General features: G+C 41.7%; 15 protein-coding genes and 1 pseudogene. 6 read left to right on the top strand and 10 right to left on the bottom strand.

Going from position 1 to position 14365, the window contains the following annotated elements; all coding sequences use genetic code 11:
* The first annotated feature begins 164 nt into the window (after positions 1-164).
* The 4 genes from ACEN33_RS03600 (at position 165) to ACEN33_RS03585 (ending at position 2752) form a co-directional block, all read left to right on the top strand.
* Positions 165-839, top strand: a complete 675-nt coding sequence (locus tag ACEN33_RS03600) for a hypothetical protein (RefSeq protein ID WP_407094596.1) — start codon at positions 165-167, stop codon at positions 837-839.
* 12 nt (positions 840-851) lie between these two features.
* Entirely contained in the window at positions 852-1118 is a 267-nt protein-coding gene (locus ACEN33_RS03595) for a hypothetical protein (RefSeq protein ID WP_407094595.1), read from the top strand.
* A 100-nt stretch (positions 1119-1218) separates the two neighbouring features.
* Positions 1219-2616 carry a recombinase family protein gene (locus ACEN33_RS03590; protein ID WP_407094594.1) on the top strand — a complete coding sequence of 466 codons (1398 nt, stop codon included), beginning with the start codon at positions 1219-1221 and terminating at the stop codon, positions 2614-2616.
* Positions 2606-2752, top strand: a complete 147-nt coding sequence (locus tag ACEN33_RS03585; protein WP_168164936.1) for a recombinase family protein — start codon at positions 2606-2608, stop codon at positions 2750-2752. Before ACEN33_RS03590 ends, ACEN33_RS03585 begins: the two co-directional genes overlap by 11 nt.
* Here ACEN33_RS03585 and ACEN33_RS03580 read toward each other — a convergent pair.
* The 9 genes and pseudogenes from ACEN33_RS03580 to rlmH form a co-directional block, all read right to left on the bottom strand.
* Positions 2738-3352 carry an ATP-binding cassette domain-containing protein gene (locus ACEN33_RS03580; protein WP_407094593.1) on the bottom strand — a complete coding sequence of 205 codons (615 nt, stop codon included), beginning with the start codon at positions 3350-3352 and terminating at the stop codon, positions 2738-2740. The genes ACEN33_RS03585 and ACEN33_RS03580 overlap by 15 nt on opposite strands.
* A 72-nt stretch (positions 3353-3424) precedes the next feature.
* Entirely contained in the window at positions 3425-4153 is a 729-nt protein-coding gene (locus ACEN33_RS03575; RefSeq protein ID WP_407094592.1) for a DUF554 domain-containing protein, read from the bottom strand.
* A gap of 134 nt (positions 4154-4287) precedes the next feature.
* A complete protein-coding gene (locus tag ACEN33_RS03570; RefSeq protein ID WP_071408066.1) occupies positions 4288-5193 on the bottom strand; it encodes a metal ABC transporter permease in 906 nt (301 codons plus the stop codon).
* Positions 5190-6116 carry a metal ABC transporter permease gene (locus tag ACEN33_RS03565; RefSeq protein WP_071408071.1) on the bottom strand — a complete coding sequence of 309 codons (927 nt, stop codon included), beginning with the start codon at positions 6114-6116 and terminating at the stop codon, positions 5190-5192. Before ACEN33_RS03565 ends, ACEN33_RS03570 begins: the two co-directional genes overlap by 4 nt.
* A 5-nt stretch (positions 6117-6121) precedes the next feature.
* Positions 6122-6865 carry a metal ABC transporter ATP-binding protein gene (locus ACEN33_RS03560; protein ID WP_407094591.1) on the bottom strand — a complete coding sequence of 248 codons (744 nt, stop codon included), beginning with the start codon at positions 6863-6865 and terminating at the stop codon, positions 6122-6124.
* A 163-nt stretch (positions 6866-7028) separates the two neighbouring features.
* Complete coding sequence (locus ACEN33_RS03555) at positions 7029-7976, bottom strand: metal ABC transporter solute-binding protein, Zn/Mn family (protein ID WP_071408064.1); 948 nt, start codon at positions 7974-7976, stop codon at positions 7029-7031.
* Between the two features lie 222 nt (positions 7977-8198).
* Positions 8199-8696 (bottom strand): dihydrofolate reductase, encoded by a 498-nt coding sequence (locus ACEN33_RS03550; RefSeq protein WP_071408063.1) that lies wholly within the window; start codon positions 8694-8696, stop codon positions 8199-8201.
* A 14-nt stretch (positions 8697-8710) separates the two neighbouring features.
* A pseudogene (locus ACEN33_RS03545) lies at positions 8711-9489 on the bottom strand (thymidylate synthase); the annotation flags it as partial.
* A gap of 423 nt (positions 9490-9912) precedes the next feature.
* The gene (gene rlmH / locus ACEN33_RS03540) at positions 9913-10392 is read right to left on the bottom strand and encodes a 23S rRNA (pseudouridine(1915)-N(3))-methyltransferase RlmH (protein ID WP_407089126.1); all 480 of its coding nucleotides are present in this window, start codon (positions 10390-10392) and stop codon (positions 9913-9915) included.
* 94 nt (positions 10393-10486) lie between these two features.
* Here rlmH and ACEN33_RS03535 point away from each other — a divergent pair, with 94 nt between their 5' ends.
* Both ACEN33_RS03535 and ACEN33_RS03530 read left to right on the top strand, forming a co-directional pair.
* Positions 10487-11863, top strand: coding sequence for a TrkH family potassium uptake protein (locus ACEN33_RS03535; RefSeq protein ID WP_407094589.1), 1377 nt, complete (start codon positions 10487-10489; stop codon positions 11861-11863).
* Positions 11864-11880: 17 nt separating this feature from the next.
* Positions 11881-12546: a potassium channel family protein gene (locus tag ACEN33_RS03530; protein WP_407094588.1), complete on the top strand. Its 666-nt coding sequence runs from the start codon at positions 11881-11883 to the stop codon at positions 12544-12546.
* A 539-nt stretch (positions 12547-13085) separates the two neighbouring features.
* On the opposite strand, the gene ACEN33_RS03525 is transcribed toward ACEN33_RS03530, so the two are convergent.
* Positions 13086-14309 carry a S1C family serine protease gene (locus ACEN33_RS03525; protein WP_407094587.1) on the bottom strand — a complete coding sequence of 408 codons (1224 nt, stop codon included), beginning with the start codon at positions 14307-14309 and terminating at the stop codon, positions 13086-13088.
* Positions 14310-14365: the final 56 nt, after the last annotated feature.

Raw genomic sequence — 14365 nt, 5'->3', positions numbered from 1 at the left:
TAGATTCTCCTTTGATTGGTTTTGGTCGACTTAATTATAAGGGAATCTACTGACCTTTTTCTATTGATATACAAAAAAACGTACCAGTGAGTTTTTAGAACTCACCAACACGATTAATTATAGAACCTGAACTTAGTGCCAATTCCACCAGAAACCTAGATAGCTTGTTATATACATTGACTGAAGGTGTCGGTAGGTCGAGAGCTAGAAGTGATGGAAGACTTAGAGAGGTAAGTACATGGTCAACAACTATCCTTAGCTCAGGCGAACTGGATATCTTTAACCGCTTATCCGAAAACACCGGTTTAAAAATGCGTGTCTTCAATTTTAGGGATATCCCTTGGACCGAGTCAGCTGACCAAAGTGAAGCAATTAAAGCTTGTATTACAGCCAATCATGGTTGGCTCCTCTCCGCTTTTATAGAGTACTTATTTACTGAAGATGCTGACATTGAGCACTATTTTGAAGAAGCCATTGAAGTACTTAGAGATGATTCTAATTTAACGATAACGAGTGAGCGAGTGTTTAAAAAATTGGCTGTCATTACAGCAACTGCTAATCTACTCAATGATACTGAGATTCTAGAGGTTGATGTTAAAGCCATTTATGACTTGGTAGTCTCCCAGGAAAATGAAGCGAACCAAACAAGAGACATTGCTAAACAAGCGCATGAAAGGCTGATGCAGTATCTTCTCGCAAACCAAAGTCTGATTTCTTCAGGAAGTCGTTCAAAGATTGGGTACATTGAGGGACAAACCGTTTGTATCTACCGCGATCAATTAACCAAGATACTCAAAGAACTGGGTTTTGAAGACGCACGAATCGTCCGAAAAAAATAGCTAGAATCAAATGTGATTGTTCCTTCCGAATCAGACCGGGTAACGACTCGGAAAGTAATTGAGAGTCAAAAGCATATTAGCTATCGTATCTCAATTCCTGATGCGTATGCGGAAGAAGGCTTGAGGGACGTCAGACCGGTAGGAACATCTACCTACTCTCTCCCTTCTCATCCACGACTACAAAGTACGCTTGTTGGTGAACTACATTCAAATGAAGAGAATCCGACCATTGAGACGTCTGAAGGATTCGACCTTGATGACAGCGACATAGACTTTTAAGGAGATGAAAAAATGGCTACTTCAGAAACTAATTTAAAAATTCAAGTCTTCCTCGAACTACTGGTACAAGTTTTGATTCAACTGGAAAGTGTGAGTGACGATGACTAAAACTGCTGTGATTTATACCCGTCAATCTACACCCAAGCAACAATCCATTCCAGCGCAGATTAAAGCGCTGGAGGATTATGCGAGTCAACATAACACTCAAGTCCTTGCGATTTTTCAAGATGCTATGAGTGGGAAAGATACGAACCGAGAAGACTTTAACGCGATGGTTGAATATATTTCTACTCACGATGTCGATGTCCTATTAGTTTGGCGATATGACCGAATCGCTCGTAACTTAAAGGACCTTGAAAGCTTCCTAATGCTCTGTTCAGATCTAAACGTTAGCGTCATAAGTATCAACGAAAAGTTGGGTCATAACCGTGCCCAAGATGTATTTATGTTACAAATGCTCGGGGCTGTGGGTCAGTATCAGCGAGAAATCATTAAAGAGAATCAGCAAATTGCGTATCAACAAAAGTATGACGAAGGCAAAATTTTGAGTGGGACTGTGTCTTATGGCTATCGTTTAATCAATGACACTCTAGAGGTAAAGGAGAACGAGGCAGCCGTTGTTCGCTTAATCTTCTACCTATACACCCAGAAAGAGCTGGGCTATAAGGCGATTTCGGAACACTTGAATGCGTCTGGTAATCTTAACCGCGATGGCAAATGGTGGCACGCCGTTCGTATTAAATCGATATTGGACAACCCCTTCTATACTGGAGCCATCCAAAGTAAATATGGCGATGCGAATTCTCACCAGCTTCCTTTGATTCAAAAAGAGCGTTTTGAACAAGCCCAAGCCATCCAGTTAAGTCGAAACACTCTCAAACAGCTCGTGACCAGACGTTATGTTTTACAAGGGAAGATAAAATGTCCTCACTGTCACACTGTCTGTACGCCAACTCATACCCTGAACGGTCAGCGGGATTATTATTACTATTCATGTTCTCTCTATACTTCTGGAGGGAAGCGACACTGTCCTGGTATGATACTCAATGCTTTAGAGGTTGAAGACTTCATTAGTTCCAAACTTCATCAATTTATTCAATCTGATTTCGTGGCAGGCCAACTGAAGTCACACATCACTCGAACCAACTACGATATCGATCGAACCAATCAGCAGAAGCAAAATAAGTTAAAACAAAGACAGAGACAAATTATGGATGCCTACGAAAAGGAGCTCCTTGATGACGACCAACTTTCTGATAAGTTGGTCGCATTGAACGGGCGAAAAGCAAAGCTTAAGTTAAAACCCAGGATACCTGAATCCATCACTAATCTAATTGACCGCAACTTACTCATCGACAACAACCCAACCCTTCCACAATACACCCTGTACCAGAGTATCATTGAGAGGATTGCAGTCGATGAAGAAAAGAACGTCATCGCGATTTATTTAACCGGGTTCAGAGAAAATATTTTAGAGGAGGAAGACGATGTTTCATAAAGATAAAATGCGGGCAGTCTATTATACCCGTGTAAGCACGGCAGAACAGGCCCTCTCGGGTTATAGTCTTGGTGCCCAACAACAAATCATCTCGGAGTACTGTGCCAAAAAAGGCTATGAGTTAGTAGGTGGCTAAATAACGTTCCAGCCATTGGATAGAGGCGATATCCAGGTGGTTGGTTGGCTCATCCAAGATCAGTAAGTCCGGCGCTTCAGTCAACACTTGGGCAATACCTGCACGTTTTTGTTGACCTCCGGACGTTTCACCAATTTTTTGGGACAGATTTTTTAATCCCAAACGGGTCAGGATGGACTTGGCGCGGGTTTCTAAATCCCAGCCATTTTGTTCCGTCATCTTTTCGGACAAGCGCAAGAAGGATTCTTGCAAGGACACGTTCTCAGGATCTTTCTCTAACTGAAGTCGCAGGTCTTCATAATCATGAACCAAGCGGACCAAAGGCGAAGAACTGTCATAAATAGTTTCCAAAACTGTTTTATCTGGGTCCAGGTCCGGGTTTTGATCCAAATAGCCAATGCGATAGTTCTGAGGTGCCATCATCTTGCCATCATCGGAGGTTTCCAATCCTGCAATGGTCTTCAAAAAGGAACTTTTCCCTGTGCCGTTGGGTCCAATAAGACCAATCCGGTCACCGGTGCGTAGGGAAAGATCAATACCATCTAATAAGGTCTTGGTACCATAGGTCTTGTGTAAGTTTTCAATGGTTAATTCTTTCATGGAGAAGCCTCCTTTGTAATGAAATTATTATAACATATCCTGGATCTAACAAAGCTTGAAGGAATGATTCTTCTAGAAGAACTGCGCCAGATAGGTGATCCATAGATAACTAATGGGTAGCGAGACCGCCATGGCTGGAATCATGTTGGTGACTGGTAAACGTTTTAACTCCAAAATATTGAGTGCAGAAGCTAGAATCAAGACCCCACCCACTGCCTTGAAATCCGCAATTATGGCGGGTGTCGTATAGGCCAAAATTATTTCACCGGCATAGAACAAGGATAAGAAAACAATCGCCTGTGGCACCGCAATAAAGGAAACTACGGGCCCTAAGCTAGCGGAAAAAATCATGGCAGTAAAGAAATCCAAGAGGGTCTTGGTGATTAACAACCCATGATCACCGGTCATTCCTGATTCCAAAGATCCGTAGATCCCTGTCCCACTGGCACAAAAAAGCACAATGATGGTCGTCAATTGGAAAAAGTAAGTCTTTGAACCTAAACCGTGATTACCGATAGGAATCACTTTGGCCACCCATCGTTCCATATTGGCAGCCGCCTGATTAATTTTCTCATCAAAGCGCAAGCCCATTCCTACCAAAAGGCCGACAATCAGGCTCAATACAACTGCCGGCAAATTCTCGAGGGCGATCATATTCACAACTGCCATTAAGAAGGTACAAAGACCAAAAATCATGGTGAGCGATTCTTTGGCCTCTCGGCTCAGCCTCTTACCAACGCTTCCACCTAATAATCCTCCAACAAAGATTCCCAATGAATTCACAAGGACACCGATCGGCATAGATGACTCTCCTCTTTCTCTTTTCTCACATCGACCATGCGTTTATTTTATCATGAATCATTCTTGAGTGGTAAAAATTTACAAGAAAGAGCCTTCCCGGTGATGATGGGAAGGCTCTTAAACGTGCGTTTGTCTTATAAGTTTTTAATGCTTTCATTTAATGCGTGTTGACGTTTCCGGCGGTTAAACCAAGCACGCAAATGACCTTTGCGCGGTGAGAACAAGAATGCAATCATAGCAACGATTCCTGTCACAACCGCAATCACACCGGCGTAGGATAAATCCATTTTGTAAGCCAGATGCACACCGACAATGGCATTGAAGGCCGCAATGATTAAACTGAGAACAATCACATGACTCAACCGATCGGATAAAAGATAGGCTGTTAAAGCCGGGCCCACCATAAAACCAACGACCAAAATAGATCCGGCGGCTTCAAAAGCACCAACCGCGGTTAAACTTACCAGCGTCATGAGCCCATAATGAAGAAAGGTGGTCGGAATTCCCAAGGAATGGGCGTATTGAGGGTCGAAGCTCGAAACCTTTAATTCCTTGTAAAAATGAAGCACATAGCCAAGGTTCACTAAGAAAATCACCACGGCGATCCAGAAAGCGCGTGGTCCAATATCATGACCCGCAATGACCATCCGGTCAAAGACCGTGAATCCCAACTGTCCCATAAAAACCGAGTCAATGTCCAAGTGAACATCCCCAGCATAGCGGGTCAACAGAATAATGGCAATACTAAACAAGAAAGGGAACACAATTCCGATGGACGCATCCTGGTCTAAGAGCTGTGTACTTCTTAAAGCTTCAATAGCCAAGACAGTAATGACCCCCACGATCGTTGCACCCACCATGAGCAGTGGTGAAGAAAGATCTTTGGTGATAAAAAAACCTATGACGATTCCTAGAAGAACCGTATGGGTGATCGCGTCGGATACCATGGTTTTACCTTGCAAGACCAGAAAGTTTCCGATAATTGCACAGGAAAGAGCGACTGCAACGGCCACGAAGGTAATTTGAATTAAGAGGCTCATAAAGATTCTCCTTTCTCCTGGGCCAGACTTTCTTTTAATTGGCGTTGACGACGAAGAGAACGACGGCGTCTCGCAATTAATCCACGTTCAGGTGCAAAACACACACTGATAATTGTGAGACACGTGGCGACGATTACAATGGTGGCACCTGTAGGAATCTGTTTGCCTGTGGAGCTCAAGAAGGTTCCTAACAAACCAGATATTCCACCAAAGAGGCCCGATAAACCGACAACGACTGACATGCGGTTGGACCACTGGCGAGCCGCAATGGCTGGATTCACAAGCAAGGCCGAAATTAAAACAACTCCGACCGATTCAAGCCCCATTACGATGGCTACCACAATCAGTAGAGACAAAAGAAAGGCAAAAAATCGGTAGGGACCCGGCAAAGTTTGGGCAAAGTGAGCATCGAAGGTAATGATCTTGAACTCCTTCCAAAAAACAATGACCAGTGCAAGAATTATCATTCCAATGATGATCAAAACATTGACTTCTTGCTTGAGCATTCCACTGGCTTGTCCAAAGATAAAATTATGCAGACCCGCTTGAGCGGCATTGGGCGTCTTTTGAACAGACGTTAACAGCGCTGTTCCTAATCCAAAGAAAGTGGATAATACCAAAGCCAAGGCGCTGTCTTGTTTGACCACAGAATTTCTTTGAGAAATAAAATTGATCAACCAGGAAGCCAACCAACCAAAAATTGTAGCTCCCGCTAATAAGGCAAACATGTTCTTGCTACCTGTTAAAATAAAACCAATGACAATTCCCGGTAAAGACGCATGCCCCAAGGCATCTCCCAAAAGACTTTGCTTTCTTAAGGTCAGGAAAACTCCCAATACTCCACTGAAAACACCCAAAAGTGCAGTACCCGTCGCTACCACTTGGAAAGTATGGTTATTTAAAATGTTGGCAATTGAATCCACATCACTCACCCTTCCCCTAAGTTATGGTCTTGTCGATAAGTTTCTTCAATATTGGCAGCCGTGTAAAACTCCTTGACAGGTCCTGCAGCCACGACTTCACGGTTCAAAAAGACCACTTGATCAAAATAATCTTCAACCGTATCCAAATCATGATGAACCGCAATGACTGTTCGTCCCAGTTCTGCCTGCTGGCGCAAGAGATCCATCAAGATTTTCTCCGTCTTCATGTCTACACCAGCCAATGGTTCGTCCAAAATAATGATATCCGCGTCTTCACAAAGAGCTCGGGCTAAGAAAACACGCTGGCGCTGACCGCCTGAAAGTTGTGAAATTTGACGATCCGCAAAAGTACCCATTCCGACACGTTCCAAATTCATCTTGGCAATTTCTCGGTCTTCTTTACTCGGTCTTTGACCAAACTTTAAGTGCCCATATCTTCCCATCAAAACCGCATCCAAAGCAGAAGTGGGAAAGTCCCAGTCTACACTGGTTCTTTGAGGCACGTAAGCTAAGCGGCGTTTGACTTCCTCATAACGATAAGATTCACCGTCCAATTGATAAGTGACCTGGCCGGCGATTGGCTTCAAAAGGCCCAACATCCCATTAAGCAGTGTGGATTTACCTGCTCCATTGGGACCGACGATGGCGGTGCGTTGCCCTTTCAAAAACTTTACATCCACGTTCCATAAGACGGGATGCCCATCGTAAGCAACGGTTAATTGATCGACTGTAATCGCATTATTAGTCATTTTCGAACCTACTTTCTAATTGAATCAAAACAATTGATAGTCATTAATTTTACTCTGGCCTAAACTTTTTCCTGAATCGATTTTTAGACCTTGTCAGGGAGAATTTTTGCAATAAGAAAACGGCGACCCTGTGAGTCAGCCGTAAAATTCTTATATCAAAGAGTTATTTTAAAGCATTCACAATGGTTGAAATGTTTGTCACATAACCGTCGATGTAGTTACCTGCTTTTTCTTCGTCAGTACCTAGGGCGTCTGAGTATAGCTCTCCGCCGATTTCTAGATTTCCACCTTTTGCTTCGACTGCTTCGACCAACGCTTTAACGTTACGATCTGAAACAGAACTTTCGATGAAACATGCTTTGATCTTCTTGTCGATGACAAGGTCAGCAACTTTAGCGATGTCCCCTGTACCAGCTTCGGTTTGTGTATTCAGACCTTGGATACTTTCGACGTTGAAGCCGTAGTTTTTACCAAAGTATGAGAAAGCGTCGTGAGCAGTTACTAGGTAACGTGATTCTTCTGGAACTTCAGCAACTAAGTCAGCAATTTGCTTGTCTAGCTCGTCCAATTCCTTCACGTATGCATCCGCATTGGCTTGGTAGTCTTTGGCGTTGTCTGGATCCACTTCTGCTAACTTATCAGCAACTAATTGAGTGGCTTGTTGCCAGATTTGGATGTCGAACCAGATGTGTGGATCTAGGTCTAAATCTTTGTCTTCGTAGACATAGTCAAGAACTTGACCGTCTTTAAGAGCTTCTTCCAATGAGAAGATGTTAACATCATCGGATTCTGCCATCTTTTCGAAGATATCTGTGAACATGGCTTCTAAGTGCAGGCCATTGTATCCTACTAAATCCGCATTGTTAACAGCATCAATGTCTGAAGGGGTTGGTTCATAACCGTGTGGGTCAACCCCAGGTCCCATAAGACCGGTCACTTTTACGTGCTCCCCGCCGACAACTTCAAGCAAGTCCTTCATGTGTGTGGTCGTAACAACAACGTCTAATTTCTCAGCTTCCGCTTGTGCGGATGGCGTTGAAACAAATAGACCACCGATCATTAAAGCCAGCGCAGCAAGAACTACCAAGCTTCTCTTAAATAAATTATTCATATAACCTATCGTCTCCTTTTTTATGATAAATTTAGTCTAGCCTAAAATATAATTTCTGTCAACTTCACTTTGATCAATTTATAAAATAGCGACAAATTTTCCCAGCGTTTTCTCTTCTGACCAATGTTCGTTCAACTCCTTTATTTTGATTCTTAGATTAGAAAACAAAAGGAAAAAGCCCCACTCTGACTTTAGGGAAGAGCTTTTGAAATAAAGACTGGCTTATGGGGTGTCCTTGCGTACCCAATACTCATAGGCATAGTCGACAGGATCTTCGGGATTGGTTTCACCGGGAATGGACGTTTCCAAGATAAAAACTTCTGGATCAATGGGTGGCATAAAAGTATCGCACTCATAGGTATGTCGAATATTGGTGCGGATAATTTTATTCACATCGTCCCAAAATAAATTAAAAATTTCTGTTCCACCGATGACCATGAGGGCTTCTTGAGTGGCCATATCCAAGGCTTCTTGACGATCAGTAATCACAGTCAGGCCCTGAATGTCGGCACCATAATGAGGATCTCGAGACAAAACAATTGTTTTTCGTCCTGGAAGTAGGCGTTTGCCGAGAGATTCAAAAGTTTTGCGTCCCATCAATATGGTATGTCCCATAGTTGTGTCTCTAAAGAACTTTAAATCATTGGGTAGATTCCAAGGCAATTGATTGTTGACACCAATGCCTCCTTGTTGGTCTTGGGCGTATACAAAGATAATCACTGGCACTCTCCTTTTTAAACGGCGATGGGTGCACGAATTCCTGGGTGTGGGTCATAGCCTTCCACTCGGATGTCATCCACACTTAATTCATCCATGGGCGTGTCTGAATCGATAACAAGCGTCGGTAAATCTTTAGGGTCACGGCTGAGAAGAAGTTCGGCTTGTTCCATGTGATTGGTATATAAATGGACATCGCCAAAGGTGTGCACGAAATCTCCCACTTCCAAACCGGTTTCACGGGCAATCAGATGGGTCAATAAGGCATAGCTGGCGATATTGAAAGGAACCCCTAAGAACAAATCGGCGCTTCTTTGATACAATTGACAGCTTAATTTTCCATCTTGAACGTAGAACTGAAACAAAGTATGACATGGAGGTAAGGCCATATTGGGCACACCTTCCGGGTTCCAAGCCGAAACAATCAAACGCCTTGAATCTGGATTCTCTTTGATTTGCTCAATGACGTCGGCAATCTGATCCAAAGTCTCCCCTTGACGTGTTTGCCAAGCGCGCCACTGTTTGCCGTAGACATCTCCCAATTCACCATGTTTTTGAGAGAATTCCAGATCATTTAGAACCTTGTCTTGGAATTTTGACATTTCCTCGTCATAAACTTTTTTGAAAGCATCATCTTCTAAGACGCGCAGACCAAAATCAGTCATGTTCGGTCCCGTATAGTCGTCGCTGTCGACGTATCTTTCAAAGGCCCACTCGTACCAAATGTGATTGTTGTGTTCCAACAAAAATTGAATGTTGGTATCCCCCGTAAGAACCAGAGTAACTCACTCAAGACATTGGCCACGAGACAAACAGTTCCAAACAAGAGAACCTTCCAGACGGAGGGTTCTTTTCGCGTCGTCCGATTGAGATATGGGTATAACCATTCCCCGAAACCCCGACGGTTTCAGAGAGGAGACACATAAGACGACATAGGAGACTTCCCGATTTCCCGACGATTTTAGAAGGATAGGAGTTTGAGTGAGGACCTCATTTCCTCTTCGGCAAACACCCCAAAGCAGAGCTTACAGGTTTTCCTGTAAACTCTGCTTTATTTTTTTTGATTAGATAGATGATCAAGTTGGGTTTTCCTATCTATGGGCTCTTACTTACTTCAACTAAGGACTATCTAGTAATCCCCCGAAACCCCGATGATTTTAGAGGGTAGAGATGCATTGAGTAAGCACTCTCATCTACCAAACAGATGTAATTTTTATCATCATTTATGATACGCATGCCCCTTCATAATCCGAAACGCTCGGTAGATTTGCTCTACCAACACTAATCGCATTAACTGATGAGGTAATGTTATTCGGCCGAAGCTAATGGATAAGTCTGCCGATTGTTTTAATGATTTGTGTAAGCCGAGAGATCCTCCAATTATAAAGGTTACTTTACTCTGCCCGTAAGTTGCATAGTCATCTAATTGGCTGGCAAGTTCTTCCGATGAGATAAGTTTTCCTTCAATCGCTAGGACGATGACTTTGCGACTTGGGTCTAATTTAGCTTTGATGCGGTCGGCTTCTTTGGCTAAGACAGCCTCTTCTTCGACGTCACTCATATTTTCCTTAGTTGGTTCGTCCGCGAGTTCGATGACTTTTACGTTAGCGTAAGCATCCAGTCGTTTCAAGTATTCTGCGATACCCATTTTTAAGTACTTTTCTTTCAGTTTTCCTACAACAATCACTTCGATATTCATTTCCTCACTCCTTTGTCTGAATTATCATAGCATTTATCAGATATATTTTGTATGATATTTACATTGAATTAATTATCGAAAGGAGCGATTAGGTTTGGCCATTACGATTGGGAACCGAAAAATTTCGACTTCTCTTCAATTAACATTAAGTTTTGTGCTTGTGGCTTTTATCGGAAGTTTGATTTTATCTCTTCCTATCTTTCACCAGCCTTCTACAGATGTAGGTTATTTCGACCACTTATTAACAGCGATTTCGCTTGTTTGTGTATCAGGTATGGCGGCCTTACCCATTGCTGAGACGTATAATTTAGCTGGGCAAGTGATTGCTCTCTTACTTATCCAAGTCGGTGGACTAGGTGTGATTACGATCTTAAACGTTGGGATTTTCTATCTTAACCGACGCCTTTCATTGCAAGATCAGTATTTACTTCAACAATCTTTAAGTCGGGATACGAACAGTAACTTGATGGATTTTCTATTATCAATTTATAAATTTACGATTTCTGCTGAGTTTATTGGAGCTTTAATTATTATGTATGATTTTGTTCCTCGCTTTGGCTTTGCTAGAGGGGCTTTTAATGCTTTATTCTTATCCATCTCTTCTTTTAGTAATTCGGGTTTTCATAATTTATACACAGATAGTTTAGAAGGCTTTTACAACAATCCACTGATTCTATTAACTGTTTCGTTTTTAGTGATTTCTGGTGGGATTGGTTTTTCTGTTTGGTTTGAATTATCTGAACGTGTCGGCAAGTATATTAAAAGTCGTCCACGGTCATTGAGGCTCGCTTTTCAACATTTATCCGTTCATAGTCGGATTGTTTTGGTCTTTTCAAGCGCGATTATCGCTTTAGGGACAGTCTTGTTTCTAGCTGCTGAATGGTCGAATCCTAATTCGATAGGGGATATGTCTCCGGGCTTAAAGCTCTTGAATGCATTCTTTAATACTACAAATACGCGTACGGCTGGCTATACTTCGGTGAATTACTTTGAGTTAAATCCTTTTACAAAATTAAGTTCTATGGTGCAGACAATTATTGGTGGTGCACCGGGTGGGACAGCTGGCGGGATTAAGGTCACATCGTTTGCGATTTTGGTCTTATTATTTAAATCTGAGGTTCAAAGTTATAACCATGTCGTGGCTTTTAAACGAATTATTCCATCGCGTATAGTGAAGCAAGCAGTGATTATTGTTTTATTCTTTGTCATTTTATTATTTGTTGGGTATGGGGCGATTTTATTAACTCATCCTCATCTTGATTCTTTGGATATTTTATTTGAGACAGCAAATGCCCTAGGTTCAGCCGGAATTTCTTTTAATACGATTGATTATTTAAATCCTTTTGGGGTATCTATCATGGTTGTTCTGATGATAGCCGGGCGTGTTGGGCCTATTACCTTACTCTTAGGTATTTTACAAAGACGTAATCGTGAAATACATTACGCAGAGACGAATATTTTCCTTGGTTAATATGAGAGGGGTTCAAAATGAAGAAAAAAATTGTAGGTGTGCTAGGTTTAGGTATCTTCGGCGAGCGCGTCGCAACAGAGTTAAGTGAGTATGGGTGTGAAGTCATCGCCATTGATACTGACGCGGCTAAAGTTCAAAAGATTTCAGAACAAGTGACAAATGCGACGATTGGTGACTTTACAGACATTGAATTACTTCGAAACGTTGGGATTAATAACTGTGATGTTGTGGTCATCGCAACAGGAACTCACTTAGAAAGTGCCGTTCTTGCAGTGATGCATTGTAAGAAATTAGGTGTGCCGCAGATCGTTGCGAAGGCTCGTAGCTTGATGTTTGAAGATGTCTTATATGAAGTGGGCGTGAGTGCAGTTGTGGCTCCGGAACGTGACTCTGGTCACCGTCTTGCATCTAAGATATTACGAAATAAAATCGATGAAGTCTTGCGTTTGGATGATGATACATCGATTATTGAATTTGAAATTCCTGAAGCTTGGATTGGGAAGTTGTTGACAAATCTTGACTTACGTCGTAAATACGAGATTAACTTGATTGGACAACGATCCGAGCGTGGGGAAAACTTAACTGGGATTAATATCGCTGAGCCTTTGCCAGAAGATGTTATCTTAGTTGGGATTGCGAATACGCATACGTTTGAAAAATTTGACTATCTTGGTCAACTGTAAATACGATTTAGACTCACTTCATACTTTGTGAAGTGAGTTTTTTGTTTTTATAAAAAGTTATCCACAATTATAAAGGATAATTATTTTGAATTTTGGGTATTCATTTCGGTTTTTTAGTAAATAATGGGTGTTTTACCGACTTATCCACTAACAGGTTGTGCATAAGTCTGTGTATAAGTCATTTTTCTGTTGAAAACCCCATAATTATCATCATTTTATTATTTATTCACACTCTGAGATGTAATTTTATTTCATTTTATGTACTTATCCACACTTTTCGACAGTTATACACAATTATCGGGGTGTTTTCTGTTGATAACTTGTTTAATTGTTGATAACTTAAGCTTGCATGTTTATACACATAGTTTTTATTCACAAGCGGAATCCTTTAACTTCGTTTTTACAAAGCAAAAAAACGGTCTAGCTGAAAGCTAAACCGTTTCTTTGTTTCACTGACGCTTAGGAAAAGTGTTCTTGAGGAGAAAAATTGAAATAATGGGTAGGTTTATTCAATTTATTTCACTTAACGTTGTGAATTGTTACTGTGCTGGTTGAGTGTTTGTAGTGGGTGATGCTTCTAATGTTACTTCAATTTGTTGCTCTTCCCCACCACGGATAATTGTTAGGGTAATTGTGTCGCTAACTTGGTATTCATAGAGTAATTGACGTAATACTTGGCCATCAGTAACTGGTTCGTCATTGATTGCGGTAATGACATCGAATTGTTCAATACCTGCTGCTTCGGCTGATGAGTTGGCTGCTACATCAATAACAACAGCTCCGTCAGTCATGTCTTCAGCTAAACCTAAATCTTGAACACGTGTTTCAAGGGCAAAGTAGTTCAAGTTAACAGTTGTTGTTCCGAGTACTGGACGGATGACTTCACCATTGGCTTCAAGTTGCTCGATGATTTGAGTCACATTGTTACTTGGGATAGCAAAGCCCATTCCTTCGACGGTTGATGTAGCAATTTTACTTGAGTTAATTCCGATCAGTTGACCACTTGAATTAACTAAAGCCCCACCAGAGTTACCTGGGTTAATCGCTGCATCCGTTTGTAGTAAAGTCATTTCCCAGTCTTCTGCCCCATCACTATCTGTATCGATTGGTAATGAACGGTTAAGTCCTGAGACAATCCCTTGCGTTACTGTTGAGGCGAATGTTGCTGAATCTAAAGGTGATCCGATAGCAATTGCTATGCTACCAACTTGGATTTCATCAGAGTTCGCAAATTCAATCACATCAGTAACACTTTCAGATGAGATTTGTAAAACTGCTAAGTCACTTAGCGCATCTGATCCTACTTCGGTTGCTTCAATTTGAGTTCCGTCATTTAAAGTGACTTCTAAAGAGTCATGTCCATCAATAACATGGTTATTTGTAACAACGTAAGCTATCTCTCCATCAACTTTATAAATAACACCACTACCTGTTCCCACTAGAATTGGTTCTTGTTGGATATCTTCCAGTTGTAATCCTTGCCCTTCAACATAGCCTCTTTGGCCAAATGGACTAGTTTGAACTGATTGGTAGTTTCCGACAGATACGACAGCTTCCTGTGTATCTTGCACTGTTTGGGTAATTGTTGATTCGAATTCAATTAAGTCTTCTTGCGAGTATGCGGTTGGTTGATCATCACTCAATAAGCCGAATCCTAGGACACTGACTAATGATAATACAAGGACAGTTCCCATAATTCCGCCGAACACACTACGCCAAAAGCTTAATGATTGAGTTTCGGTTTGTTGGTTTTTCTTTTTCACTAGCATCTTCCTTTCTAATATTTATTACATAATATATTCTAGCAACCATTTATGAA

The organism is Ruoffia sp. FAM 24228 (genome assembly GCF_045528575.1).
Taxonomy (GTDB): domain Bacteria; phylum Bacillota; class Bacilli; order Lactobacillales; family Aerococcaceae; genus Ruoffia; species Ruoffia halotolerans.
This window is presented reverse-complemented; position numbering and strand designations above follow the sequence as displayed.